Origin of the sequence: Pseudomonas sp. Mn2068 (assembly GCF_049319725.1) — a bacterium.
Taxonomy (GTDB): domain Bacteria; phylum Pseudomonadota; class Gammaproteobacteria; order Pseudomonadales; family Pseudomonadaceae; genus Aquipseudomonas; species Aquipseudomonas gingeri.
Map to the genome: position 1 here is coordinate 1 of NZ_JBMOUG010000003.1, position 21481 is coordinate 21481.

The window sequence follows — 21481 nt, forward strand, 5'->3', positions numbered from 1 at the left end:
AATCGACGGCCTGACGCTCTACGGCGGCCAGTTCCAGAAGAACAGCCCGCGCAACGATTCGAGCATGACCGATATGTACATGCAGGGTAAAACCGCCTTTACCTCCGACCGCTTCAACTTTGCCGGCGGCGAATACAGCTTCAACGACAAGCGCACGATGGTCGGACTGTGGAATGCCCAGCTCAAGGACATCTACCGCCAGCAGTACGTCAACCTGGTCCACAGCCAGCCGCTGGGTGACTGGACCCTGGGCGCCAACCTCGGCTTCTTCTACGGCAAGGAGGACGGCAGCGCCCTGGCCGGCGACCTGGAGAACAAGACCTGGTCGGGCATGTTCTCCGCCCGCCATGGCGGCAACACCTTCTACGTCGGCCTGCAGAAACTCACTGGCGACAGTGCCTGGATGCGGGTCAACGGCACCAGCGGCGGCACCCTCGCCAACGACAGCTACAACAACAGCTACGACAACGCCCGGGAGAAATCCTGGCAGTTGCGCCATGACTACAACTTCGCCGCGCTGGGCATCCCCGGGCTGACCCTGATGAACCGCTATATCAGCGGCGACAACGTGCACATCGGCACGGTGACCGACGGCAAGGAATGGGGCCGCGAATCGGAGCTGGCCTATACCGTGCAGAGCGGGGCCTTGCGCGACCTGAGCGTGCGCTGGCGCAACTCCAGCCTGCGCAAGAGCTTCAGCAGCAACGAGTTCGACGAAAATCGCCTGATCGTCAGCTATCCGATTTCATTGCTGTAAGCACGCGCCGGCCCAGGCTCCGCACGAAACTTGCCGAGCGGCGATCAGGCAGTTTTCGTACGGGTCTAGTGGGAGTCACTGTCCCACCACCAGTTCCAGAGGCCGGGCAGATGCACCGGCACGGAACTGTCCTGCACCGTGCGCGCCAGCACCGCCCGCAACAACGCCGCGCGGTCCGTGTAGAACGGCTGTTCGGCGGTCCGCACACCGGTGTCCCGCGCGCAGTCCATGAGGATCTGCAGATACTCCTGCATATGCCGGGCGGTGTAGCGATTGAGATCATGGAAGGTCACCACCACCGGGATCACCCCATCGACCACCGGCATCTCGCCACGGGCGATCTGCTCACGCACTTCGGCCAGGTGCTTGAGCAGATTGGCCCGGCGCTGCGGGCTGGCAGTAATCCCCCAGACCTTGCCGTCATTGGCACTCAGGTCGGTCAACAGCACATGCAGGCCATGCCGCTGATAGGCGGCGAAGGTGCGTTTGTCGTAGTTCCAGAATGGCGGGCGCAGGATGGTCGGCGGCGCGCCGCTGATCCCGGCAATGACGGCACTGCCGTCGCTGAGTGATTGCTCCAGCGCCTGGGGATCCAGCGAGCGGTGATTGGTGTGCCATGCTCCCGCCGTGTGGAAACCCAGGATATGCCCCTCGGCCTGCTCACGGCGCATCAGCGCCCGTCCGATATCGCTGTTACCTGCCCTGGGCGCTCCGGTCTGGACGAAAAACACGGCCTTGATTCCCGGTTGGATCGGGTTCTGCGCCAGGTCATCGAGCACCGATGCCGTGGGATTCCAGAAACTGGACGCGCTCGGCCCATCATCGAAGGTCAGCAGGAAACGGATCGGGGGTTGCGTGCGCAGGGCCTGCTCGGTGCCCGGGGTCAGTGGTAGCGGCGGGCCGATACAGCCGCCCAGGCTTGCGACAAGCGCGAGCACGGAAAGAAAAGTGAAAACCGACTTCATGGGGAGGGTCTGGTCCGGGACGCAACAATGACAGAACCAAGATGCCTTCAAGCCGTCGTTGCAAGGAACGGAGTGGAGCTTGAGTACGCATCTCTGTGGCGAGATGGCACAAGCTCCTTGCCCCGCTCCATCCTGAAAGGGGGGCCATCATCTTACTCAGAGCATCAGGATGGCAAAGCGTTCCGTACGCGGCTGACTTCGCACCGATCGTTCCGGGTATGCAACCCGTGGCGCTGCGCGTCACAGAAGCGGACGCAGAGCGTCCCAAGAGGCATTCCCACGCAGAGCGCGGGAACGATCATCATCCGCGGGACTCGACACCGAGTTCGTCCCAGACCGACTCCGCCAGATGGAACGTCGCGTTGGCCGCCGGGATTCCGCAGTAGATCGCACTCTGCATCAGCACCTCCTTGATCTCCTCGCGGGTCACGCCATTGTTGGCCGCCGCGCGCAGGTGCAGCTTGAGTTCTTCGCTGCGGTTCATGCCGATCAGCATGGCAATGGTGATCAGGCTGCGGGTGTGCCGGGGCAACCCCGGCCGCGTCCAGATATCGCCCCAGGCATGCCGGGTGATCATTTCCTGGAACTCCGAGTTGAACTCGGTCAGGTTGTTCAGGCTGCGCTCGACATGGGCCTCGCCCAATACCGCGCGACGCACTTGCAGGCCTTCGGCGTAACGTTGTTTCTCATCCACGAACACTCTCCTCACACAGGCTGTTCAAACAGGCTCTTTAAACGCCGGCCAGCAGGAAATCCAGCACCCGACGGCTGAAGTCATCGCCGGCCTGGACATTCGACAGGTGGGCGGCATGGAACTCGGCGTACTCGGCGCCCTGCACATGCTGCTGGATAAATACGCCACCCGACGGCGGTGTCACCGCATCCTCGCTGCCCGAGATCACCAGGAGAGGCACCTGGATCGCGCTGAGCCGGTCACGGAAATCCGCGTCGCGCACCGCACAGCAGTTGGCCGCATAACCCTGGGGCGACGTCGCGGCGAGCATGTCGGTAATCGGCGTCACCCGCTCCGGGTACGCGGCGGCAAAGTCCGGCGTGAACCAGCGCGCGATCGCCCCGTCGCGCAAGGCCCGCATGGCCGCCTCACCGTCCCGCAGCACGGTCTCGATACGCGGGTTCCACATGTCCGGATCACCGATCCTGGCCGCCGTGTTGCACACGATCAGCTTGTGCAGGCGTTCGCCGGCATGAATCCCCAGCCACTGGCCGATCAGCCCGCCCATGGACAAGCCACAGAAATGCGCGCGCTCGATCTGCAGGGCATCGAGCAGGGCCAGCACATCCCGCCCCAGTTGCTCGATGCTGTACGGTCCTTCGGTGACCAGCGAGCGGCCATGGCCACGGGTGTCATAACGCAATACCCGCAAGTGCTCGGCGAACGCCGGCAACTGGGTGTCCCACATGCCCAGGTCGGTGCCCAGGGAGTTGGACAAAACCAGGACCGGAGCGCCCTCCGGGCCATCGAGCTGGTAATTCAGTTGGCCTTCGGCCAGTTGCACAGAACCCACGACGCTCTTTCCCACGACAGCCTCCTTCAGATAAAAGCCAGATGATCGGCCACGGCACGCTCGACCCAGGTCTGTGCCTGGCCGAGATAGTGGGCCGGGTCGAGCAGGTGATCCAGTTCGTCCGCGGACAGTTCGGCGGTCACTCGCGGTTCGTCGCCCAGCACCACGCGCAGGTGGCGCCGTTCAGCCACCGCCCGCCTGCAGCATTGCTCCAGCAAGTGGTGGGCCGTGTCACGTCCCAGGCGCTGGGCCAGGACAATACTCACGGCTTCCGCCAGCAGCAGCCCCTGGGTCAGGTCGAGGTTCTCGAGCATCCGCGCCGGATCGACTTCCAGCCCCTCACTGACAATCAGTGCCTGCTGCAACGCCCCGGAGACCAACCGGCAAATCTCCGGCAGGGTCTCCCATTCGGCATGCCAGAGGCCGAGGCTGCGCTCGTGCTCCTGGGGCATGGCACTGAACAGGGTCGAGAGCAGCCCCGGCACCCGGGTCGCCGCGCCGATCAGCACGGCGGCGCCCACCGGATTGCGCTTGTGCGGCATGGTCGAGGAACCACCCTTGCCGGGCGCCGACGGCTCGAAGACTTCCGCCGCCTCGGTCTGCATCAGCAGGCTGATGTCACGTCCCAGTTTGCCCAGGCTGCCGGCAATCAGTCCGAGCACGGCACCGAACTCCACCAGGCGATCGCGATGGGTGTGCCAGGGTTGCTCCGGCAGGCCGAGTTGCAGTTCGCCGGCCAGTGCTTCGGCCACCGCCAGCGCCTGGTCGCCCAGGGCCGCGAGAGTGCCCGAGGCCCCGCCGAACTGCAGGCTGAACAAGCGCGGTTGCAGCTCGCGCAGGCGCTGTCGATGGCGGGTGACCGCCCCCAGCCAGCCGGCGATCTTCATGCCCAGGGTGACCGGGGTCGCCTGTTGCAGCCAGGTCCGCCCGGCCAGTGGCGTGGCCGCATGGCGCCGGGCCTGGGACACCAGGACTTCACCCAGGCGTTGCAGGTCACGGTCAATCAGTTGCCAGGCGCGGCGCAGTTGCAGCACCAGGCCGCTGTCCATCACATCCTGGCTGGTGGCGCCCAGGTGCACATAACGTTCGGCCCCGGCATCGGTGCCGGCGATCTGCTTGCCCAGCGCCTTGACCAGCGGGATCGCCGAGTTGCCGGCCGTGGCGATCGCCTCGCCGAGGGCGGAAAAATCGTAGAGCCCGGCACGGCAGGCCGCCTCGATGGGCGCCACCGCCGCCTGGGGAATCAGCCCGACCCGCGCCTGTGCACGGGCCAGGGCCGCTTCGAAGTCCAGCATCGCCTGGACCCGCCCCTGATCGGAGAACACCTCGCCCATATCGCGGGCAACAAAGTAGGCATCGAACAGTTGATTGCTCGGTCGCGGCATAAAAAATCCCTGGTAAATGCGCGCCCGGAACGGGCGCGCAGGCCGATCAGTGATCGTGGTGCAGGTACGCCGCCTGCTTCGGCAGGCGCAGGCTGAACAGGAAGGCGACGACCATCATCACCGTCACATACCAGTAGAAGGCGTTCTCCATCCCCACCGACTTGAGGTTCAGTGCCACGTATTCCGCCGAACCGCCGAACAGGGCATTGGCCACCGCGTAGGCCAGGCCCACGCCCAGCGCACGTACCTGCACCGGGAACATCTCGGCTTTGACCAGGCCGCTGATGGACGTGTAGAAGCTGACGATCGCCAGGGCCAGGGTAATCAGCACGAAGGCCAGGAACGGGTTGGTGACGGTCTTCAGGGTCAGCAGGATCGGCACCGTGCACAAGGCACCCAGGGCGCCGAACCAGAGCATCGAATTACGCCGGCCGATCTTGTCCGAGAGCATGCCGAACAGCGGCTGCATGCACATATAGAGGAACAGCGCGCCGGTCATGATGTAGCTGGCGGTCTTGGCGGTCATCCCGGCGGTGTTCACCAGGTATTTCTGCATATAGGTGGTGAAGGTGTAGAAAATCAGCGAGCCGCCGGCGGTGTAGCCGAGCACGGTGATGAACGCCGCCTTGTGATCGCGGAACAGCGCCCGGATGCTGCCGGCGTCCTTGTCCTGGCGGGTTTCCTTGCTGGTGGTTTCCTTCAGCGCACGACGCAGCAGCAGCGAGATCACCGCCGCAATGGCACCGATCACGAACGGTACGCGCCAGCCCCAGGCCTTGAGCTCGGGCTCGGTGAGGAACTGTTGCAGGATCACCACCACCAGCACCGCCAGCAACTGGCCGCCGATCAGGGTCACGTACTGGAACGAGGCAAAGAAGCCGCGCTGGCCGCGCAACGCCACTTCACTCATGTAGGTCGCGGTGGTGCCGTACTCGCCGCCCACCGACAGCCCCTGGAACAGCCGCGCCACCAGCAGCAGCGCCGGTGCCCAGGCTCCGATACTGGCATAGGTCGGCAGGAAGGCGATGACCAGGGAGCCGGCGCACATCATCAGCACCGAGATCATCATCGAGTTCTTGCGGCCGTGCTTGTCGGCCACACGACCGAACAACCAGCCACCGATGGGCCGCATCAGGAAGCCGGCGGCAAATACACCGGCGGTGTTGAGCAGTTGCACCGTCGGGTCATCGGAAGGGAAGAAAGCCGGGGCAAAATAGATGGCACAGAAGGCATAGACATAAAAGTCGAACCATTCGACCAGATTGCCGGAAGAAGCACCGACGATGGCAAAGATCCTTTTGCTACGTTCCTCACCGGTGTACGGCGTCGTTGTTGTTGTCATGTTCTCTCACTCGTAGGAGGGGTAGTTGCAGTCTAGACATACTTTGCAACAGACCTGTTCCGCAAGAACAATCGCCGCCCTTGCAGGAGCCGGCTGGCCGGCGATGGCACATGGGGCAAGGCTCAAGGGCCTCATCGCCGGCAAGCCGGTTCCCACAGGTTACAGCGACCGAACCCTGGTCAGATCCGTTCAATCGCCAGCGCCAGCCCCTGACCGACGCCCACGCACATGGTCGCCAGGCCCTTGCTGCCGCCGGTCTTTTCCAGTTGGTGGAGCGCCGTCAGAACCAGGCGCGCGCCGCTCATGCCCAGGGGATGCCCCAGGGCAATCGCCCCGCCGTTCGGATTGACCTGTGCCGCGTCATCGGCGATACCCAGCTCGCGCAGCACCGCGAGGCCCTGGCTAGCGAACGCTTCATTCAACTCGATAACGTCGAAGTCGCTGACCGCCAGGCCCAGGCGTTCAGTCAACTTGCGCACCGCCGGCACCGGACCGATGCCCATGACCCGCGGGGCGACACCGGCGCTGGCCATGCCGAGCACCCGCGCCCGGGCCGTCAGGCCGTGTTTCTTCACCGCCTCGGCGGACGCCAGGATCAGTGCCGCGGCGCCATCGTTGACGCCGGAGGCATTGCCGGCGGTGACGGTCTTGTCCGCGCCGTTGACCGGCTTGAGCCGTGCCAGTGCTTCCAGGGTGGTGTCGGCCCGGGGATGCTCGTCCTGCTCGACCAGGGTTTCACCCTTTTTATGGGCGATACGCACCGGCACGATTTCCTCGCGGAAGAAACCGGCGGCCTGGGCCGCCGCCGTGCGCTGCTGGCTGCGCAGGGCAAAGGCATCCTGGTCGGCGCGCGAGACCTGATAGTCATCCGCCACGTTGTCGGCGGTCTGCGGCATCGCGTCGACACCGTATTGGGCCTTCATCAACGGGTTGATGAAACGCCAGCCGATGGTGGTGTCCTCCAGCTTCATGTTGCGGGAAAACGCCGCGTCGGCCTTGCCCATCACGAACGGCGCACGGGACATGGACTCCACGCCGCCGGCAATCGCCAGTTCCATCTCGCCGCTGGCGATGGCCCGGAACGCGGTGCCGATGGCATCCATCCCGGAGGCGCAGAGGCGGTTGAGGGTCACCCCGGGAATGCTCTCCGGCAGGCCCGCCAGCAGCAACGCCATGCGCGCGACGTTGCGGTTGTCTTCGCCGGCCTGGTTGGCACAGCCGAGAAACACTTCATCGACCTCGTCCCAGTTCACCGACGGGTTGCGCTCCATCAGCGCCTTGATCGGCACCGCTGCCAGGTCATCGGCGCGCACGCCGGCCAGGCCGCCACCGAAACGGCCGATGGGCGTACGAATGGCGTCACAGATAAAGACTTCACGCATCAGGCTTCTCCAGGGGCTTGGCCATGGGCCGCGGCGGTGCGGGCTTCCAGGTCACGCAAGGCGGCCAGTTCGGTTGCGCTCGGTGCCGCGGTGCTGTCCACCTGCTCGGCGAAACGCACGGGCCAGCCCGTGGCGGCGATCACCTGTTCGCGGGTCACCCCCGGATGCAGGGCCGTGACCACGAACTCATTGCTTTGCGCTTCCGGTTCCATGATGCACAGGTCGGTGATGATGCCCACCGGACCGGCGCCCGGCAGGCCGAGGCGCTTGCGCGAATCGCCGCCTTCGCCGTGACCGACCGAGGTGATGAAGTCCAGCTTGTCGACAAAGGAACGGGCCGACTGCTTGAGGATGATCAGCACGCTTTTCGCCGAACCGGCGATCTCTGGTGCGCCACCGGCGCCGGGCAGGCGGACCTTGGGCGAGAAATAGTCGCCCACCACCGTGGTGTTGATATTGCCGAACCGGTCGACCTGGGCGGCGCCGAGGAAACCGACGTCGATCCGCCCGCCTTGCAGCCAGTAGCGGAAGATCTCGCCGGTCGGCACCACGGTGTCGGCGGTTTCCGCCAGTTCGCCGTCACCGATGGACAGTGGCAACACGCTGGGCTTGGCACCGATCGGGCCGGACTCGTAGATCAGCACCACATCCGGCGAAGAGGTCAGGCGTGCCAGGTTGGCGGCCTTGGAAGGCAGGCCGATACCGACAAAGCAGACCGAACCGTTCTTCAGGCGACGGGCAGCGGCGACGGTCATCATTTCATTGGTGGTGTAGGTCATTATTTTGCCTCCGACGCACAGGCCAGCTTGGCCTGGAACTCGGCGAAGTCCGCCGTGCCATGGATGTATTCGGCGATCCAGGCGGTAAAGGTTTCCCGGTCACGGGCAATCGGATCCCAGGCCTGGTAGAAGCGGTTGTCGCGCTCGGTGTAGCCATGGGCATAGGACGGATGCGCACCACCGGGGACATGACAGACCGCGCTCAAGGCCCAGGTCGGCAGGACACAGGCATTCATCGGCGCGTTAAGGTCGTCGACGATTTCCTCGACAGTGACGATGCAGCGCCTGGCAGCCAGGGCCGCCTCTTTCTGTACCCCGAGAATGCCCCACAGCAGGACATTGCCCTTGCGGTCGGCCTTCTGCGCGTGGATCACCGTCACATCCGGACGGACCGAGGGCACCGCGGCGAGCACTTCGCCGGTGAACGGGCAGGTCACGCTCCTGATCAACGGGTTGACCTTCGGCAGGTCGGAACCGGCGTAGGCACGCAACACCGCGAACGGCAGGCCGGAGGCACCGGCGACGTAGGCATTGGCCAGGTCGGCATGGCTGTGCTCTTCGATTTCCAGGTCATGGGGCCAGTGCTTCTCCACCGCGTCGCGCAGACGGTGCAGGGAACCGACACCCGGGTTGCCGCCCCAGGAGAAGATCAGCTTGCGAGCGCAACCGGCACCGATCAACTGGTCGTAGATCAGATCGGGGGTCATCCGCACCAGCGTCAGATCCTTCTTGCCCTGACGAATGATTTCATGACCCGCCGCAGTCGGAATCAGATGGGTGAAGCCTTCGAGGGCGACGGTGTCACCGTCGTTGACGAATTGCTTCACCGCTTCATGCAGCGAAAGGATTTCAGCCATGGATGCAGACTCCCGGTTTCAACAAGCCAGCGTGGAAGAAAAAGGCGCGAGGTTCGGCGCCGGAGTGAAACCAGATTAAGTCGAGGCCAGGGGTCAAACAATCCGATAATCGACTAAGTGTTCGATTATCGAACCGATTGTTTGTAGGCTACCGTTTGCCAGCCAACGGCAAGGCCGATCCTCAGGTCGCGTCCGCGTGGCTGACCCGCCCCTTGATCAATACCCCCGCCGTCGCCAATGCCGCCGGCACCACCAGCACGGTCAGCACCTGCTCGAAATTCCAGCCCATGCCCAGCAGCGTGGCGCCCATCCAGGCGCCGAGGATCGCGCCGAAACGACCGATCCCCAGCATCCAGGAAACTCCGGTGGCCCGTCCCTGGGTCGGATAGAAGCGTGCCGCCAGCGATGGCATCGCCGACTGCGCGCCGTTCACGCACATGCCCGCCGCCAGCACCAGGGTTCCCAGCAGGGCGATATGGCCCAGGCTCTGGCCAACCGCGTAGGCAAAGATCCCGGCCAGCAGGTAGAAAGTGCCGATCACCTTGTGCGGGTTGAACCGATCCATCGCCCAACCGACCCCCACCGCACTCAGCACCCCGCCAAACTGGAACAAGGCCCCGATAAAGGCGGCCTGCTCCATGCTCGCACCGCTGTCACGCATCAGCGTCGGCAGCCAGCTGGTCAGCAGGTAGACGATCACCAGCCCCATGAAATAGGTCAGCCATAACAGCAGGGTGCCGGCGCTGTAGGTGCCGGAAAAAATCACCGCCAGGACGTTGCGCGCCTTGACCGTCTTCTGCTCCGGAACGCTGAAGCTCGCCGCCCCGGCGACCTGCTCGGGAGCAATCGGCGCCAGCGCCTTGCGCACCTTGTCCGTGCCACGGTTGCGTACCACCAGGTAACGCGCCGACTCCGGCAGCCAGAGCAGCAGCACCACCGCCAGGATCAGTGGCAGCAACCCGCCGATCAGCAACAGGCTGTGCCAGCCGAAGGCCGGGATCAGCTTGGCCGAAACAAAACCACCGCCGGCCATGCCCAGGTTGAAGCCGCAGAACATACTGGTCACCAGCAGCGACTTGTGGCGCTCCGGGGTGTATTCGGAGAGCAGCGTGGTGGCGTTCGGCATGCCGGCTCCCAGGCCGAGGCCGGTGAGGAAACGCAGGACCAGCAACTGGTCGACGTTACTGCTGTAGGCCGAAGCCAGGCTGAAGGCGCCGAACAACAGGACCGCCCCCACCAGCACCACCTTGCGCCCGAACCGGTCGGCCAACGGGCCGGAACCGAGGGCGCCGAAGACCATGCCGATCAGGGCCGCGCTCATCACCGGGCCAAGGCTGGCGCGATCGATACCCCAGTCCTGGGACAGCGCCGGAGCGATAAAGCCCATGGCAGCGGTGTCCAGGCCATCGAGGAAGACGATCAGGAAACACAGGATCACCACCCGCCACTGATAGCGCGACAGCGGTTGATCGTTGATAAAGGACTGCACATCGAGGCAGTGACCGACAGCGGATTGAGGCTGGTTCATTATTTTTATTTCCACACAGACGCGCAGACGCACAGGTGCCGACCAGGGGGCGGCGGACGTTGGACAGAGCGAATAACGCTCAGGCGAGCCGTTTCAGCGTAAACGGCATCCGCGCGCGAGTGTTCTTACGGAAAGTGTTCTTACGGAGAGGGTTCTTACGGAGAGGGTTCTTGCGAAGAGAGTTCTTGCCCAGAGGGCTATCGAAGGGAGTGCTCATGGCGGCTTGGCCTCGTCATTATTATCGGGCGGTCACCGGGTCGAGGCCTGCGGGCTCGTCGACTCAGGACGCTGCCGCGACATTAATGAGCGGCGTAAAACGGCGCAATTCGATAAACGCAACTCTGGGCGGTTATCGAACGGCTTTGCCGCGACAGCCGGGACGTTCAGGCAAACAGCTGGGCGCTGAGGTCGCGGCTGGCGCCGAGCATGCTCGGCAGGAAGCGCTGCTCCAGTTCGCTGCGGCTGACGCGCCCGGCATGGGTACTGACGTTCAGTGCCGCGAGCACCTGGCCCGAGGCGTCATAGACCGGCACGGCGATGGAGCGCAGGCCCTGTTCCAGCTCCTGGTCGACGATGCACCAGCCTTGCTGGCGTACCTGCTGCAGGCATTCGAGCAAGGCTTCGGGCGTATGCAGGGTGCGGCTGGTCTTGGCCTGCAGGTCGGCATGGTCGAGGTATTCCTGCAACGATGCATCGTCCAGCGCGGCCAGCAGGATCCGGCCCATGGAAGTGCAATAGGCCGGCAGCCGCCCGCCGACGGAAAGATCGACCGAGATCAATCGCTGGGTCGTCGCCGAACGGGCGATATAGAGGATGTCGTCGCCCTCGAGGGTGGCCATGTTGCAGGCCTCGTGGAGCTGCTCGCTCATGCGGTCCAGATAAGGCTGGGCCGACACCGCCAGCGGGGTCGAGGACAGGTAGGCGTGACCCAGGGTCAGGACCTTGGGCAGCAGCGAGTAGGTGCGTCCGTCGGTGGTGGCATAGCCGAGCTTGATCAGCGTGTGCAGGCAACGGCGCACGGCCGCCCGGGGAATTTCCGTGCGATGGCTGATCTGCGCGATGGTCAGGTGCCGCTTGCGCTCCTGGAACGCCTGCACCACCGCCAGGCCCCGGGCCAGCGAAGTCATGAAGTCCGGGTCGCCGGTAAAGGCCTGGATCCGCTTGGCGGGCGAGGCAACGATAGGCGGCGCCACGGAGTTGAAGGCAGTGCGCAGTGGGTCGTTCATTCCAGGTCCTTGTTCACGCGGTCAGCGGCTATTACAGGCCGACATCAGCCCGATAGACAAGCCGGCCAGGCTCGACATTGGGCGATTATCGAACGCTGGCCCGATAATCGCAATTGACCCCCAGGGTCCGAAGCTTATAACGTTGCCCTGCCATCAGGTGGTTTTCCGGGATACTGGTCAGGTACCCACCGGAAAATCCACCGGCACGGCCTTACCCACGAAGTGAGGCCGTTTTCCCGACTTCCGGCAAACCGCCGATACATGAGGTTGCCGTCAATATAGAAGCGCTCTTCCCTTTTCAATTAACACTGCCCGCGCGGAACTTGCAGTGTTAATTTGCCGCCAAAAAACAGGCAGTGTCCAGCCAAGTCCTCAAGTTGCAGTTCATAACTCCTACGCAACAAAACCCACACACAAAGTTGACGGGCCAGCCCCGCTTCGCGATAGTATTATTCAAACCGGCCGCTATACTCCCCATACGACATTCGAACCGTCTGGTTCTGTCGCGGTTCCGAGAGCCTGGCTCTCAAGCCCAGACCAATGTTCAACGTGGATGGCCGCGTTTTGTCGAACCGGGAAACGCTTGCCATGACGGCACTTTCCCTGTCGACGCCGCCCTGGTGCATGGCGCCGCTGTTTCGCCGACACGTCGTCCAGGGCCAACGACTATAAAACCGTTCCGATACGCCACCGGACTTCATGGAACTCCCGTATTACGTATCGCCGGAAAACCTTATCAACTCAAATTAGGTAACACTGTGACGAAAGACGAACTGCGCGCGGAACTTGAGCGCCAGGAGCAACGTTACAAGGATGTTTACGGCGGGGAAATTACCACCTACGCCGCGCAACCCGAACCAGAACGCAAACCCTGGCGCAAACGAGCCAGCCTCCTGGACCAGGCATTTACCCAGGAATTGCAAAAAATGGAAAAGGAACTCAAGGCCGAAGAGCCTTAGGCACGGCGGTCTCGAACCTTGTGAGGCTTGCCCCTGGCAGCCGGTCTCTCCTATCCGGATTCCCTCAGGCTTCTGGACGTCAACGGCTTGCGCTACCCGCGCCGAGCCCAGGCCCCCGAACATCCCATCGGGTTGAATGACGCCCGGCAGGCCCTCACACAGAAATTTCGCACATCCGTTTCGGCCTTTCATTCCCGCGCTGAAACCGTGTGTTCATTGGGCATTTCCAATGAAATCAGATGCTTGGCAAACGCCCGGAAAACCTGAGGTTTAACGGTTTCCTACATTTTTTTTCATTGAAGAATGTTACCGGTGAGCAGCTAGTGCATCGATTAGCAGGCTTTTCTGGCATAATCGCGCCCCCTTATGACCGGGTCAGAAAACCTTCATGATCGATTTATTCAGCGGACTGGATGCTTGGGTTCTTGTGAGCCTGTTGCTCGCCCTGGCCTTTGTCCTCAGCTTCGAGTTCATCAACGGCTTTCATGACACCGCTAACGCGGTGGCCACAGTGATCTACACCAAAGCCATGCCGCCGCATCTCGCGGTGTTCTTTTCCGGTGTATTCAACTTCTTCGGCGTATTGCTCGGCGGGGTCGGCGTCGCCTATGCCATCGTGCATCTGCTGCCGGTGGAGTTGCTGATCAACGTCAATACCGGCCATGGCCTGGCCATGGTGTTCTCGCTGCTGGCCGCGGCCATCACCTGGAACCTGGGTACCTGGTACTTCGGTATCCCGGCGTCGAGCTCCCACACCCTGATCGGTTCGATCCTCGGTGTCGGCCTGGCCAACGCATTGCTCAACGATATTCCGCTGGGTGACGGGGTCAACTGGCAGAAGGCGATCGATATCGGTGCCTCGCTGGTGTTCTCGCCGCTGGCCGGCATGCTGGTCGCCGGCCTGGTGCTGGTGGGCCTGAAGTGGTGGCGTCCGCTGTCGAAGATGCACAAGACTCCGGACCAGCGACGCAAGATCGACGACAAGAAGCACCCGCCGTTCTGGAACCGCCTGGTACTGGTGATTTCCGCCATGGCCGTCAGCTTCGTGCACGGCTCCAACGATGGCCAGAAAGGTATCGGCCTGATCATGCTCGTGCTGATCGGTATCGTCCCGGCGCAATTCGTCCTCGACCTGAGCACCACCACCTACCAGATCGAGCGGACCCGTGACGCGACCCTGCACCTGAGCCAGTTCTACCAGCGCAACAACGCGACCCTGAGCGAGTTCCTGGCCCTGGGCAAAAGCGTTCAGGACGACCTGCCGGGCAAGTTCCGCTGCAACCCGCAGCAGACCGAGCCGACCATCGCCGCCCTGCTGAACAACCTCAAGGGTGTGACCGACTACCATTCGCTGTCGCCGGAAAAGCGCATCGAAGTACGTCGCTACCTGCTCTGCCTGGATGACACCGCGAAGAAAGTCGGCAAGTTGCCGGGCCTGGATGCCCGCGAGAAAGCGGACCTGGAGAAACTGCGCAAGGACCTGACCACCACCACCGAATACGCACCGTTCTGGGTGATTCTGGCAGTGGCACTGGCCCTCGGCCTGGGCACCATGGTTGGCTGGAAGCGGGTGGTACTGACCATCGGCGAGAAGATCGGCAAGCAGGGCATGACCTATGCCCAGGGCATGTCGGCACAGATCACCACCGCCTGCATGATCGGCCTGGCGAACATCTTTGCCCTGCCGGTCTCGACCACTCATGTGTTGTCGTCGGGTGTCGCGGGCACCATGCTGGCGAACAAGAGCGGCCTGCAGAGCAGCACGATCAAGACCATCCTGCTGGCCTGGGTACTGACCCTGCCAGCCACCGTGGCGCTGTCCGCCGGGTTGTTCTGGATCGCGTCGAAGATGCTCGGCAGCTGAGTCGTTTCCAGTGACACAGAAAAAGGTGTGATCTGCGGATCGCACCTTTTTTTTGCCCGGTCAAAAGGCAAACGACAGGCAAAAAAAAGGGCGACCGAAGTCGCCCAAAATGCCTTGCGTGCTCGCTCCCTGGAAAGACCTAGGGTTTTTTCCGCTTATGTGAGTCTTTCCAGATAAAAAAACCGAATCCTGCGAAGAACATCACCATGAGGCCCACTGTCAGCACTCCGGCGATTACCACGTTATCGAAAAACATGACTGGCCTCCTGCGCTTGCCCTGTTGCGATGGGGCTAAGTTACCCAAACGGGCACGGAGGAAAATTGACCGGGATCAATGCCGCCCGGAACCGGGCGCGGGGAAAGGACATTAACTGACGTGCATCAAGTTTCAGCGCCGATATCAGCGCTTTTTCGGCTTGTTCTTCGATTTTTTCCTGGCCTTGCCCAGGGGCATCGCCTGCTCGAACGCCTGGCGGACTTCATTCAGGCGCTTCTCGTTGAGGTCGTGGACACGTTTGGCCCGCTCGGTATTCAGGTCGATCAGCTTGTCGTCTTGGCTCATGATCACTACATCGCTATCCGTCGAATTCGGCCGAAGTCATCCACTTCGACCCGCGCAATGACTCAATAATGCGGGCAAGCGCCCGCGCTGACCAGTCGTGAAGCCGCCCGCTTGCCATTAAAGTGTGTCAGCAACGGCGATTTCCCCGCAGAATCGCCCCATCCGAATGGCTGCCAAGGATCGTTGACGTGACATTGCACAAGGACCTCCCACCGCTGATGGCCCTGCGCGCCTTTGAATCGGTGGCCCGTCACCTGAGCTTTATCAAGGCGGCCGAGGAACTGTCCGTCAGCCAGAGTGCGGTCAGCCATCAGATCCAGAAACTGGAGCAGTACCTCGACCAGCGCCTGTTCATCCGTCGCACCCGCGCCATCGACCTCAGCGAGGCCGGCCAGCGCTACTACCGGCAGATCCGCCCGGCGCTGGAGCAGATCGCCGAGGCCACGCGGCGACTGCGCTCCGCCACGCCGGGCCGGGTACTGCGAATCGGCCTGCTCGCCTCCTTCGCCACCCTCTGGCTCGCACCGCGCCTGGCTGACTTCATCGGCCGCCACCCGCATATCCAGGTGGAACTGGAGCCGTCCATCCAACTGGCCGATGTCGCCGGCGCCCAGGTTGACCTGGCGATTCGTTATGGCAAGGGCGGCTGGAGCAACGTCGATGCCCAGCGCCTGATGACCGAGCGCCTGACTCCGGTCTGCAGCCCGGCCTTCAAGGCCCGCTCGATCGAACGCGGCCCACTGCTGATGGCCCAGGCCCGACAACCCTTCGAGTGGATCGACTGGTCGCGGCACCAGCATATCGACTTGCAGCACTACCCCACGGTCATGCTCCATGACTACAACATCGTCGTCGAAGCCGCGGTGGCCGGCCAGGGCATCGCCATGGGTCGCCAACGCCTGATCGGGCGCAGGCTCAGGGACGGTTCTCTGGTTCCGGCCTTCGACACGCCGACCTTTGAAAGCGAGATCGGATACTGGTTGATCAAGCCCAATGCCGCCCTTTCCCCGGACGCCGAGTGCTTCTGCGCCTGGCTGACGGAACAATGCGCCCGGGCGGACACATGAGCCAATCAGATACGTCCGATTGAATCTATCCGTTTGTCGCCCCATGGCGCGCCGAGCATGCTGGCATCTTCTTCCAGGAGGTTTCAGCATGAACGATTCCCTGTTCGACCGTGTCAACCAACTGGGCCTGAGCCTGCCGGTGCCCAGCCAGCCCATCGCCAACTACGTGAACCACGTGATCAGCAACAACCAGTTGTTCATCTCCGGGCAGATTCCGTTGCAGGAAGGCAAACCCGCCTATATCGGCCGACTGGGCGATACCCTCGGCGAGGAAGAAGGCGCCAGGGCCGCGGAACTGGCGGCCCTTGGCCTGCTGGCGCAATTGGGCCAGGCCATCGATGACGATCTGTCGAAACTGGTGCGCATCGTCCGTCTCGGCGTATTCGTGGCCGCCGCCCCCGACTTCCAGCGCCAGGGCGCGGTCGCCAACGGTGCCTCCAACCTGCTGGTCAATGCATTGGGGGAAAAAGGCCGCCACGCCCGCACGGCCGTCGGTGTCGCCAGCCTGCCCAGCGGCGTGGCCGTGGAGATCGATGCGATTTTCGAGCTGCGGCCATGAACAACGACACCTCAACCGAGCTGTCCGACGCAGAAATCACCCGTCTGCGCGCCGCCACACCGGGCTGCGCGCGGGTGATCCATTTCAACCACGCCGGGGCGTCGCTGCCGAGCCAGGCCACGCTGGACGCCATGACCGGGCAGTTGCAGCTCGAAGCGAGCCTCGGCCCGATGGAGGCCGGGGTCCATGGCGCGCGCCTGGAAGAGCAGGCCCGACAGGCTGCGGCGCAACTGCTCAACGCCGACACTGACAGCATCGCGTTCGCCAGCAGTGGTTCCGCGGCCTGGAGCATGGCCTTCGCGGCGCTGGGGCCCTGGCGCGCCGGCGAACGGATTCTCGTCGGACGCCATGAGTGGGCCGGCAACCTGGCCTGCATGGCCGAGGCAGTCAAGGCCGGAGCCAGTCTTGAAGTGATCCCCTGCGACGAAACCGGAGCGGTGTCGGTGTCGTCCCTGGAACAACTGATCGACGCCCGCGTACGCCTGATCGCCCTGACCTGGCTGCCGGCCAACGGTGGCCTGATCAACCCGGCCGCCGCCATCGGCGAGGTGGCGCGGCGTCATGGCATTGCCTATTTCATCGATGCCGGCCAGGCTCTCGGACAGTTGCCCTGCGACGTCCAGGCATTGGGCTGCGACGTGCTCAAGGGCGCCGCGCGCAAATTCCTCCGTGGCCCGCGCGGCACGGCGCTGATGTATGTGCGTCGGGGTTTTCTCGAACAATTGGCGCCGCGCCAGCTAGACGTGCTGTCGGCGCCTTGGGACGGCAAGGCCTTCACCCTGCGCGACGATGCCCGGCGCTTCGAGACCAGCGAACGCTCGCTGGTGCTGATGGCCGGCCTGGCCAACGCCTTGAAAGAAGTGAATCAGCTCGGCATCGAACGCATCCGTCGCCGGATCCAGGCATCAAGCGACCGGCTGCGCCACGATCTGCGTGAAATTCCGGGCCTTGAGCTGCATGACCTCGGCCTGTCCGGGCAGCAATCCGGGCTGATTGCCTTTACCTTGAAGGGTTGGGATGTGTTTGCCCTGAAGGAGAAACTGGCCGAACGGGCGATCAACCTGGGCGCCAACGGCACGGCCTATACGCCCCTGGACATGCAGGCCCGCGATCTGCCGGCCATTGCCCGGATTGCCGTGAGTCATCTCACCACCCGGGAGGAAATCGACCTGCTGTTGCAGGCCCTGGGTCAGTTGGCCAGTGAAGGGCCTCAGACCTCGACGTCGACCAGCAGGCCCTGACGCGGCTGTTCATCCATCAGCGCCACCACCGGCACGGTGTTATCGGCGTTCAACTCGTCGCCCGGCACCGCCAGGTGGCGTTCGGGATCATCGTCGGCCTCGCGCCGACGCTGCTGCTGTTCCTGCTGGCGCCGCTGTTCTTCACGCAGCAGCCACGCGGCCTCTTCGGGGTCGCGTTTCTGCAGGTCGATGGTACTTTCGTTGGAGCTTTCCTGAACCGGCACCACGGGCGGGATATCCGGTCGTGGCCGGATCGGGTCCTGCTGGGAGGTCACCGGCAGGACGCTCAGGGGTAGCAGCGGTGGCAGCATGATTTTTCTCTCCTGTCGGCAGGCTGTCGGCTGTGGGATCCGCGACTTGAGCCGTCAGTCGCGAAAGTGTGACCCGGTTATCGCTCAAGGGTGCAATACGTCCCGACGAACGTCATCGTGGGCTACCGTTAGTCTTGTTCCGCATAGTTTCTCGACAGGAGTCCCGTCCTTTCAATCAAGAGAGCAAGAGCCTTTGGCCTGAAAGCGCCGATTCCGTTAAGATAGTCGGCTTTTTCAAGGCGGGAGTCAGGCAGCATGGCGCAGCAGTATCAACCGGGGCAACGCTGGATCAGTGACAGCGAAGCCGAGCTGGGTTTGGGCACCGTTCTGGCACAGGACGGCCGCTTGTTGACCGTGCTCTATCCGGCCACTGGCGACACTCGCCAGTACGCGCTAAGGAATGCGCCTCTCACCCGTGTGCGTTTCTCGCCCGGGGACACCATTACCCACTTCGAAGGCTGGAAGATGACCGTGCGCGAAGTCGACGATGTCGACGGACTGCTGGTCTACCATGGCCTCAACGCGCAGAACGAAGTCGTCACGCTGCCGGAAACCCAGCTGTCGAACTTCATCCAGTTCCGCCTGGCCAGCGACCGCCTGTTCGCCGGGCAGATCGACCCGCTGGCCTGGTTCTCCCTGCGCTACCACACCCTGGAACACACCAGCCGCCAGTTGCAGTCCTCGCTCTGGGGCCTGGGCGGTGTCCGCGCACAACCCATCGCGCACCAGCTGCACATCGCCCGTGAAGTCGCCGACCGTATCGCGCCACGGGTCCTGCTGGCGGACGAAGTGGGCCTGGGCAAGACCATCGAGGCCGGCCTGGTGATCCATCGCCAACTGCTTTCCGGTCGCGCCAGCCGCGTCCTGATCCTGGTGCCGGAAAACCTCCAGCACCAGTGGCTGGTGGAAATGCGCCGGCGCTTCAACCTGCAGGTCGCGCTGTTCGATGCCGAACGCTTTATCGAAAGCGATGCCAGCAACCCGTTCGAAGACACCCAACTGGCCCTGGTGGCCCTGGAATGGCTGGTCGAGGACGAGAAGGCCCAGGATGCGCTGTTCGCCGCCGGCTGGGACCTGCTGGTGGTCGACGAGGCGCACCACCTGGTCTGGCATGAAGATCAGGTCAGCCCGGAATACGCCCTGGTCGAGCAACTGGCCGAGACCATTCCCGGCGTCCTGCTGCTGACCGCCACCCCGGAACAACTGGGCCAGGACAGCCACTTCGCCCGTCTGCGCCTGCTCGACCCGAACCGCTTCCACGACCTGGCAGCCTTCCGCGCCGAAAGCGAAAACTATCGCCCGGTGGCCGAAGCGGTGCAGGAACTGCTGGACCAGGGCCGTCTCTCCCCGGCGGCGCACAAGACCATCCAGGGTTTCCTCGGCGACGAAGGCGAAGCCCTGCTCACCGCAGTCAACGACGGCGATACCGAAGCCAGCGCCCGCCTCGTCCGCGAACTGCTGGATCGCCATGGCACCGGCCGCGTGCTGTTCCGCAACACCCGCGCCGCGGTGCAGGGTTTCCCGGAGCGCAAGCTGCACGCCTACCCGCTGCCGAACCCGGACGAATACCTGGAACTGCCGCTGGGCGAACACGCCGAGCTGTACCCGGAAGTCAGCTTCCAGTCCCAGCCGGACGCCAGCGAGGAAGAACGCTGGTGGCGCTTCGACCCGCGCGTCGAGTGGCTGATCGACCAGCTGAAAATGCTCAAGCGCACCAAGGTGCTGGTGATCTGCGCCCACGCGGAAACCGCCATGGACCTGGAAGACGCCCTGCGCGTGCGCTCCGGCATTCCGGCGACAGTGTTCCACGAGGGCATGAACATCCTCGAGCGGGACCGTGCCGCAGCCTACTTCGCCGACGAGGAATTCGGCGCCCAGGTACTGATCTGCTCGGAAATCGGCAGTGAAGGCCGCAACTTCCAGTTCTCCCATCACCTGGTGCTGTTCGACCTGCCGTCGCACCCGGACCTGCTGGAACAGCGGATCGGTCGTCTCGACCGGATCGGCCAGAAACACGTGATCGAGTTGCACGTGCCGTACCTGGAGACCAGCCCGCAAGAGCGCCTGTTCCAGTGGTACCACGAAGCGCTGAACGCCTTCCTCAACACCTGCCCGACCGGCAACGCCCTGCAGCACCAGTTCGGCCCGCGCCTGCTGCCGCTGCTCGAAGGTGGCGACGATGGCGAGTGGCAAGCACTGGTGGACGAAGCCCGCACCGAGCGCGAGCGCCTGGAGGCCGAGCTGCATACCGGTCGCGACCGCCTGCTGGAACTCAACTCCGGCGGCGCCGGCGAAGGCGATGCGCTGGTCGAGGCGATCCATGAGCAGGACGATCAGTTCGCCCTGCCGATCTATATGGAAACCCTGTTCGACGCCTTTGGCATCGACAGCGAAGACCACTCGGAAAACGCCCTGATCCTCAAACCGAGCGAGAAGATGCTCGACGCCAGCTTCCCGCTGGGCGACGACGAAGGCGTGACCATCACCTACGACCGCAACCAGGCGCTGTCACGCGAGGACATGCAGTTCATCACCTGGGAGCACCCGATGGTGCAGGGCGGCATGGATCTGGTGCTGTCCGGTTCGATGGGCAACACCGCCGTGGCGCTGATCAAGAACAAGGCGCTGAAACCCGGCACCGTGTTGCTGGAACTGCTGTACGTCAGTGAAGTGGTTGCCCCGCGCTCGCTGCAACTGGGCCGCTACCTGCCGCCAGCCGCCCTGCGCTGCCTGCTGGACGCCAACGGCAACGACCTGTCGACCCGTGTCGCCTTCGAAACCCTGAACGACCAGCTGGAAAGCGTGCCACGGGCCAGCGCCAACAAGTTCATCCAGGCCCAGCGCGACAGCCTGACGCCGAAGATCAACGCTGGCGAAGCGAAGATCGCGCCACGCCACGCCGAGCGCGTGGCCGAAGCGCAACGGCGCCTGGCGGCGGATACCGATGAAGAACTGGCGCGCCTGACCGCGTTGCAGGCGGTCAACCCGACCGTGCGCGACAGCGAGCTGGTGGCGCTGCGTCAGCAACGGGAACAGGGCCTGGCGATGCTTGAAAAAGCCGCGCTGCGCCTGGAAGCGATCCGGGTGCTGGTGGCTGGCTGATCCACCGGGGCGCTCTCGCCAGCGCCTGCCCGCTCCTCCAGACCTGGTCTCCAATCTGTAGGAGCCGGC

Annotated in this window: 20 protein-coding genes; 7 read left to right on the plus strand and 13 right to left on the minus strand. The window is 63.7% G+C overall.

What is annotated here, in order from left to right:
- Positions 1 to 757, plus strand: a 757-nt coding sequence (locus ACL9RJ_RS08015; protein ID WP_422765124.1) for an OprD family outer membrane porin, incomplete at its 5' end; no start/stop codon positions are given.
- A gap of 65 nt (positions 758 to 822) precedes the next feature.
- Here the strand turns inward: ACL9RJ_RS08015 and ACL9RJ_RS08020 are convergent.
- From ACL9RJ_RS08020 to pcaR, 10 genes are all read right to left on the minus strand, one after another.
- Positions 823 to 1722 (minus strand): polysaccharide deacetylase family protein, encoded by a 900-nt coding sequence (locus ACL9RJ_RS08020; protein ID WP_017127693.1) that lies wholly within the window; start codon positions 1720 to 1722, stop codon positions 823 to 825.
- Positions 1723 to 2023: 301 nt separating this feature from the next.
- Positions 2024 to 2416, minus strand: coding sequence for a 4-carboxymuconolactone decarboxylase (gene pcaC / locus ACL9RJ_RS08025; RefSeq protein WP_017127692.1), 393 nt, complete (start codon positions 2414 to 2416; stop codon positions 2024 to 2026).
- A 37-nt stretch (positions 2417 to 2453) separates the two neighbouring features.
- Positions 2454 to 3248, minus strand: a complete 795-nt coding sequence (gene pcaD / locus ACL9RJ_RS08030) for a 3-oxoadipate enol-lactonase (protein WP_042936235.1) — start codon at positions 3246 to 3248, stop codon at positions 2454 to 2456.
- A gap of 26 nt (positions 3249 to 3274) precedes the next feature.
- Entirely contained in the window at positions 3275 to 4633 is a 1359-nt protein-coding gene (locus tag ACL9RJ_RS08035; RefSeq protein ID WP_422765125.1) for a 3-carboxy-cis,cis-muconate cycloisomerase, read from the minus strand.
- A 46-nt stretch (positions 4634 to 4679) separates the two neighbouring features.
- Entirely contained in the window at positions 4680 to 5975 is a 1296-nt protein-coding gene (locus ACL9RJ_RS08040) for an MFS family transporter (protein WP_017127689.1), read from the minus strand.
- A gap of 179 nt (positions 5976 to 6154) precedes the next feature.
- Entirely contained in the window at positions 6155 to 7360 is a 1206-nt protein-coding gene (pcaF, locus tag ACL9RJ_RS08045) for a 3-oxoadipyl-CoA thiolase (RefSeq protein ID WP_177106631.1), read from the minus strand.
- Positions 7357 to 8139, minus strand: coding sequence for a CoA-transferase subunit beta (locus tag ACL9RJ_RS08050; protein ID WP_177085879.1), 783 nt, complete (start codon positions 8137 to 8139; stop codon positions 7357 to 7359). The genes pcaF and ACL9RJ_RS08050 overlap by 4 nt, the downstream gene beginning before the upstream one ends.
- Complete coding sequence (locus ACL9RJ_RS08055; protein ID WP_178989644.1) at positions 8136 to 8993, minus strand: CoA transferase subunit A; 858 nt, start codon at positions 8991 to 8993, stop codon at positions 8136 to 8138. Before ACL9RJ_RS08055 ends, ACL9RJ_RS08050 begins: the two co-directional genes overlap by 4 nt.
- A 181-nt stretch (positions 8994 to 9174) precedes the next feature.
- Positions 9175 to 10521 (minus strand): MFS transporter, encoded by a 1347-nt coding sequence (locus ACL9RJ_RS08060; protein ID WP_017127685.1) that lies wholly within the window; start codon positions 10519 to 10521, stop codon positions 9175 to 9177.
- Between the two features lie 383 nt (positions 10522 to 10904).
- Positions 10905 to 11747 carry a pca regulon transcriptional regulator PcaR gene (gene pcaR / locus ACL9RJ_RS08065; RefSeq protein WP_017127684.1) on the minus strand — a complete coding sequence of 281 codons (843 nt, stop codon included), beginning with the start codon at positions 11745 to 11747 and terminating at the stop codon, positions 10905 to 10907.
- A gap of 758 nt (positions 11748 to 12505) precedes the next feature.
- On the opposite strand from pcaR, the gene ACL9RJ_RS08070 reads away from it, so the two are divergent.
- Together ACL9RJ_RS08070 and ACL9RJ_RS08075 are read left to right on the plus strand one after the other, a co-directional pair.
- Positions 12506 to 12706, plus strand: a complete 201-nt coding sequence (locus ACL9RJ_RS08070) for a hypothetical protein (protein WP_083875411.1) — start codon at positions 12506 to 12508, stop codon at positions 12704 to 12706.
- Between the two features lie 388 nt (positions 12707 to 13094).
- Entirely contained in the window at positions 13095 to 14570 is a 1476-nt protein-coding gene (locus tag ACL9RJ_RS08075) for an inorganic phosphate transporter (RefSeq protein ID WP_017127682.1), read from the plus strand.
- Between the two features lie 139 nt (positions 14571 to 14709).
- On the opposite strand, the gene ccoM is transcribed toward ACL9RJ_RS08075, so the two are convergent.
- Positions 14710 to 14826 carry a cytochrome c oxidase subunit CcoM gene (ccoM, locus tag ACL9RJ_RS08080; protein WP_017127681.1) on the minus strand — a complete coding sequence of 39 codons (117 nt, stop codon included), beginning with the start codon at positions 14824 to 14826 and terminating at the stop codon, positions 14710 to 14712.
- Positions 14827 to 14970: 144 nt separating this feature from the next.
- The gene (locus ACL9RJ_RS08085) at positions 14971 to 15132 is read right to left on the minus strand and encodes a hypothetical protein (RefSeq protein ID WP_085983799.1); all 162 of its coding nucleotides are present in this window, start codon (positions 15130 to 15132) and stop codon (positions 14971 to 14973) included.
- 188 nt (positions 15133 to 15320) lie between these two features.
- Here ACL9RJ_RS08085 and ACL9RJ_RS08090 point away from each other — a divergent pair, with 188 nt between their 5' ends.
- From ACL9RJ_RS08090 to ACL9RJ_RS08100, 3 genes are all read left to right on the plus strand, one after another.
- Positions 15321 to 16199 carry a LysR substrate-binding domain-containing protein gene (locus tag ACL9RJ_RS08090; RefSeq protein WP_177119366.1) on the plus strand — a complete coding sequence of 293 codons (879 nt, stop codon included), beginning with the start codon at positions 15321 to 15323 and terminating at the stop codon, positions 16197 to 16199.
- Between the two features lie 88 nt (positions 16200 to 16287).
- Positions 16288 to 16758 carry a RidA family protein gene (locus ACL9RJ_RS08095; protein ID WP_177119365.1) on the plus strand — a complete coding sequence of 157 codons (471 nt, stop codon included), beginning with the start codon at positions 16288 to 16290 and terminating at the stop codon, positions 16756 to 16758.
- A complete protein-coding gene (locus ACL9RJ_RS08100) occupies positions 16755 to 17999 on the plus strand; it encodes an aminotransferase class V-fold PLP-dependent enzyme (RefSeq protein ID WP_212810646.1) in 1245 nt (414 codons plus the stop codon). Before ACL9RJ_RS08095 ends, ACL9RJ_RS08100 begins: the two co-directional genes overlap by 4 nt.
- Here ACL9RJ_RS08100 and ACL9RJ_RS08105 read toward each other — a convergent pair.
- Positions 17969 to 18310 carry a hypothetical protein gene (locus ACL9RJ_RS08105; RefSeq protein ID WP_017127676.1) on the minus strand — a complete coding sequence of 114 codons (342 nt, stop codon included), beginning with the start codon at positions 18308 to 18310 and terminating at the stop codon, positions 17969 to 17971. The two genes, ACL9RJ_RS08100 and ACL9RJ_RS08105, sit on opposite strands and share 31 nt — an antisense overlap.
- Positions 18311 to 18565: 255 nt before the next feature.
- On the opposite strand from ACL9RJ_RS08105, the gene rapA reads away from it, so the two are divergent.
- Positions 18566 to 21412 carry an RNA polymerase-associated protein RapA gene (gene rapA, locus ACL9RJ_RS08110; protein ID WP_017127675.1) on the plus strand — a complete coding sequence of 949 codons (2847 nt, stop codon included), beginning with the start codon at positions 18566 to 18568 and terminating at the stop codon, positions 21410 to 21412.
- The last annotated feature ends 69 nt before the right edge of the window (positions 21413 to 21481 follow it).

What these genes read in the sequence shown, in the direction of transcription:
- ACL9RJ_RS08020 (WP_017127693.1), bottom strand. Translation starts at nt 1,722, where the DNA reads ATGAAGTCGGTTTTCACTTTTCTTTCCGTGCTCGCGCTTGTCGCAAGC.
- ACL9RJ_RS08035 (WP_422765125.1), bottom strand. Translation starts at nt 4,633, where the DNA reads ATGCCGCGACCGAGCAATCAACTGTTCGATGCCTACTTTGTTGCCCGC.
- ACL9RJ_RS08040 (WP_017127689.1), bottom strand. Translation starts at nt 5,975, where the DNA reads ATGACAACAACAACGACGCCGTACACCGGTGAGGAACGTAGCAAAAGG.
- ACL9RJ_RS08055 (WP_178989644.1), bottom strand. Translation starts at nt 8,993, where the DNA reads ATGGCTGAAATCCTTTCGCTGCATGAAGCGGTGAAGCAATTCGTCAAC.
- ACL9RJ_RS08060 (WP_017127685.1), bottom strand. Translation starts at nt 10,521, where the DNA reads ATGAACCAGCCTCAATCCGCTGTCGGTCACTGCCTCGATGTGCAGTCC.
- pcaR (WP_017127684.1), bottom strand. Translation starts at nt 11,747, where the DNA reads ATGAACGACCCACTGCGCACTGCCTTCAACTCCGTGGCGCCGCCTATC.
- ACL9RJ_RS08075 (WP_017127682.1), top strand. Translation starts at nt 13,095, where the DNA reads ATGATCGATTTATTCAGCGGACTGGATGCTTGGGTTCTTGTGAGCCTG.
- ccoM (WP_017127681.1), bottom strand. Translation starts at nt 14,826, where the DNA reads ATGTTTTTCGATAACGTGGTAATCGCCGGAGTGCTGACAGTGGGCCTC.
- ACL9RJ_RS08085 (WP_085983799.1), bottom strand. Translation starts at nt 15,132, where the DNA reads ATGAGCCAAGACGACAAGCTGATCGACCTGAATACCGAGCGGGCCAAA.
- ACL9RJ_RS08095 (WP_177119365.1), top strand. Translation starts at nt 16,288, where the DNA reads ATGAACGATTCCCTGTTCGACCGTGTCAACCAACTGGGCCTGAGCCTG.
- ACL9RJ_RS08100 (WP_212810646.1), top strand. Translation starts at nt 16,755, where the DNA reads ATGAACAACGACACCTCAACCGAGCTGTCCGACGCAGAAATCACCCGT.
- ACL9RJ_RS08105 (WP_017127676.1), bottom strand. Translation starts at nt 18,310, where the DNA reads ATGCTGCCACCGCTGCTACCCCTGAGCGTCCTGCCGGTGACCTCCCAG.
- rapA (WP_017127675.1), top strand. Translation starts at nt 18,566, where the DNA reads ATGGCGCAGCAGTATCAACCGGGGCAACGCTGGATCAGTGACAGCGAA.